Origin of the sequence: Rhizobium sp. BK049 (assembly GCF_014193135.1) — a bacterium.
In the GTDB taxonomy this organism is placed as follows: Bacteria; Pseudomonadota; Alphaproteobacteria; order Rhizobiales; family Rhizobiaceae; genus Rhizobium.
In genome coordinates, this window is record NZ_JACHYV010000061.1 from 1 (window position 1) to 3,757 (window position 3,757).

Below are 3,757 nucleotides of genomic sequence, written 5' to 3' on the forward strand. Positions count from 1 at the left end.
AGGGCAAGCTGCGTATAGCATCGGGACATGCCAAAATCTCCAAAGTGAAGCCATTGAAATCATTGGCATGTCGCACTTGGAAATAGAATGTACCCCTCTTACAGGCGAATCTGGCATAAGCTGAATTATGGAACTTGATTCATGTGGTGAGCTGTTCAACATCGCCATGCGTCGTGCTCGGCCTGGTGTCGAGCATCTGACGGCCCGCGCAGATCCTCGGCACAAATCCTGGGATGAGGCGCGGGTTTTGCAGTGGTTTGTCAGCAGGCCGGCACTGGCGTGCGGGCTCTTTCCCTGCGAGACGCCGCAGCTTCGTTTCGGATAGCCGCGAAACCGACCGCGATCCTACTCCACGGTCTCGCTGCTTGCCTGCGGCACCCGGGTTTTCAACCTAACAGATCCCGGATGACTTCCAGAGGATGGGGGATCGTCCTGCGGTCTATTTCCTTGACCTGCGACCGGCAGGAATAGCCGCTCGCCATGACCACGGTCCCTTCCTCGCCGGCGGTGATCTGTGCCCAGCTCATCGTATAGAGCTTTTCGGAAATCTCTCTGTTGCGGACTTCGTGGCCGAACGTTCCCGCCATTCCGCAGCAGCCGGCGTCGGCCACCTGCAGCTCGATGCCGAGGCTGCGGAAGACTGCTTTCCATTGCGCGACCGCCGAGGGCATGTTGGTGCGTTCGGTGCAGTGCGGCAGAAGCCGGACCGTCGCCCCGGCCTGCCGCCGGATCGCCTCCGCCAGGTTCCTGCCGTTTGCGGCGAGCCATTCCTGCGGTAGCAGCACGGATGCGTGGGATGGCCCTTTCGGCAGGGTCTTGTACTCGCTGCGATAAGCAAGGGTCATGGACGGGTCCAGCCCGACAAGCGGCACGCCGGTTTTCGCCAAACGATCCAGAGAGCGCGAGGTCGCGGCGGCCGCCTTTTCGAAGCGGTCGAGATAACCGTGCACATGCAGCGCCTTTCCGTTGGTGAGCGGCGGCGCGATCAACGGCACAAGGCCGAGCTTGCGGGCGACCTCGACGGCGGCGACGACCACTTTGGGGTCGAATTGCGCGGTGAAGGCATCGGGAACGAAGACGACGGTGCGGGCGCGCGCCTCGGAAGACATCGTCACAATCTGCTCCGCGTCGGCGACGGGGACGCCGAGGCCGGCCAGCGATGCCGGCGGCATCTTCGGCAGCGCGGTCAGGCCGACAAGCTTCATCGCCGCGCGGCCGGCAGCCGTTCCGGAAAGGAGATTGTAGAGAGGACGGATCTGCGCCATCAGCGGCAACGTCGTCTCGATGCCGGCCACCAGCGGATCTTTCAGCGGCCTGAGGTAGCGGCCGTAATAGAGGTTCAGGAACTTCGACCGGAACGCCGGGACGCTGACCTTGACGGGACATTGACCGGCGCAGGCCTTGCAGGCAAGGCAGGTATCCATGGCGGCCCGCACTTCGTGCGAAAAATCGGAGCGGTTGGCCGGGTTCAGCGAATTGAACGCCCGTCTGATGAACCCGATCGCCTTGTTGGAATTGCGGAGCCGAACCGCTTCTTTACGGGGATCGATGCCCTGCTCGACGAGCAGCCGCAGCCATTCCCGCATCAAAGCGGCGCGCCCTTTCGGCGAGTAAAGCCGGTTGCGGGTTGCCTTGTAGGACGGGCACATCGGGCTGGTCTCGTCGAAATCGAAACAGGCGCCGTTTCCGTTGCAATAGGCCGCATTGTCGAAGGCTGCGCGGATCTCGTTGCCAATGATGCGGTCGACGCTTCCACGCAAGGGAACCTCGTCGATCTTCATCAGTGCGCCATCGCCGGGTGTGGCGATCTTGCCCGGATTGAGGCGGTTCTCCGGATCGAACGCCTTTTTGATCTGCTGAAGGCTAGGATAGAGATCCTCGAAGAATTCCGGCACATATTCTGACCGCACACCCTTGCCGTGCTCTCCCCAGAGAACGCCGCCATGCTTGCGGGTAAGCGCCACCACCGCGTCGGTGATTTCCCGGATGAGCGGGACATGGTCGTCCCGCGTCAGGTCGAGGGCCGGCCGCACGTGAAGCACGCCCGCATCCACATGCCCGAACATGCCGTAGGAGACGCCCGCGGCATCGAGGAGCGCGCGGAATTCGCGGATATAGGCGGCGAGATTGTCGGGAGGGACGGCAGTATCCTCGACGAAAGCCACCGGGCGCACCGGGCCTTCGACACTGCCGAGAAGGCCGACTGCGCGCTTGCGCATGGCCCATATCGCCTCGACGTCCGCTTTCTCCCGGGCGATCGTAAGGCCGATGTTGCGGACGACATCGGCGCCGGCCAGTGCCGACGTCACCGCCATGAGCTTCTGTTCCAACTCCATCGGTTCGTCGGCCAACACCTCAGCGATATTGATGCCGTTGGCCGCGCCGCGCGGATCGTCCGGAAAAAACCGGGCGATGCCGCTCCACACGATGTCGTCCTTGGCAAGGCCAAGCACCTTCTCGTCGATCGTCTCCACTGAGGCGACATTCAGCGCGGTCAGCGACCTTGCGTCTTCGAGGGCTGTTTTGAAGTCGTCATAGCGGATATTGACCAGCGCCGCATATTTCGGGATCGGCAACAGATTGAGCTCGATCTCGGCGATCATCGCCAGCGTGCCTTCCGAGCCGCACATAATCGCATTGAGATCGAAGCGTCCGTCCTCGCGGCGGATATGCGCGAGGTCATAACCCGTCATGTAGCGGTTCAGGCGCGGAAAAATTTCCTCGATGCGCTCGCGCTTATCGCGCGCAATGCCGTCGATCGTCCGATGGATCTCCCCGACGCGGTCGCCGCGTGACTTGATTTCGGCGAGAGACACGTCGTCGAGAGGACGCGACCACCAATCCGTTGCGTCGGTCAGGACGATCCTGAGGCCGAGCACATGGTTGCTCGTTTTGCCGTAGAGACAGGAGCCCTGGCCGCAGGCATCGGTCGAGACCATGCCGCCGATCGTCGCCCGATTGGAGGTCGAAAGTTCCGGTGCGAAGAACAGGCCATGATCCTCAAGGACGCGATTGAGCTGGTCCTTGACGACGCCGGCTTCGACGCGAGCGACACGCCGCACCGGATCGATCTCCAGGATCCGGTTCATATGCCGTGAGCAGTCGACGACGAGGCCGTCCGTCAGCGATTGGCCATTGGTGCCGGTGCCGCCGCCGCGCGCGACGACGCGCAGACCGCGGAACGGGTCTTCGGAGAGGACCCGCATCACGGTCTTCATGTCCTCGATATCCTTGGGAAAGAGGATCCCCGCCGGCTCTACCTGATAGATCGAGTTGTCCGTCGAAAGAACGGTGCGCGAGGCGGCGCTGGTTTCGATATCACCCGCAAAGCCCGCCTCGAGCAGCCGCTCGAAGACGCCGGCTCCGGGAAGAAGTGACGATTCTCTAGTCTTGATACGAGGGATCATTTTTTATCGCTGCCGAAACGCCAGAGCAGCATTAAAGGTTTCCGCGCTGTCGGCAAGATCAACCCTTTCATACCTCTTTCGCGGGCCGCCATGGCGCGGTCGCGGCCAGCCACTGTCGCGTGCGGGCCTCGGGATCCGCGTTGCGGGTGATATCGGTGACCACGGCAGCACTATCGGCGCCTTTTTCCAGCACCAGCGGCGCGCGTTCGGCAGTGATCCCCCCAATGGCGACGAGCGGTATCGCGCCGACACGCTGGCGCCAGTCCGCAACACGTTCAATGCCTTGCGGCGCCCATTTCATCTGTTTGAGAATCGTCGGCCAGACCGGTCCGAGCGCAACGTAATCCGGC

General features: G+C 62.5%; 2 protein-coding genes. Both read right to left on the reverse strand.

Annotation, left to right across the window (positions count from 1 at the left end):
* Positions 1 to 386: 386 nt before the first annotated feature.
* Positions 387 to 3,407, reverse strand: coding sequence for an FAD-binding and (Fe-S)-binding domain-containing protein (locus FHT70_RS29925; protein WP_183706736.1), 3,021 nt, complete (start codon positions 3,405 to 3,407; stop codon positions 387 to 389).
* 67 nt (positions 3,408 to 3,474) lie between these two features.
* On the reverse strand, positions 3,475 to 3,757 hold a 283-nt coding region (locus tag FHT70_RS29930), incomplete at its 5' end, for a thiamine phosphate synthase (protein ID WP_183706737.1).

What these genes read in the sequence shown, in the direction of transcription:
- FHT70_RS29925 (WP_183706736.1), bottom strand. Translation starts at nt 3,407, where the DNA reads ATGATCCCTCGTATCAAGACTAGAGAATCGTCACTTCTTCCCGGAGCC.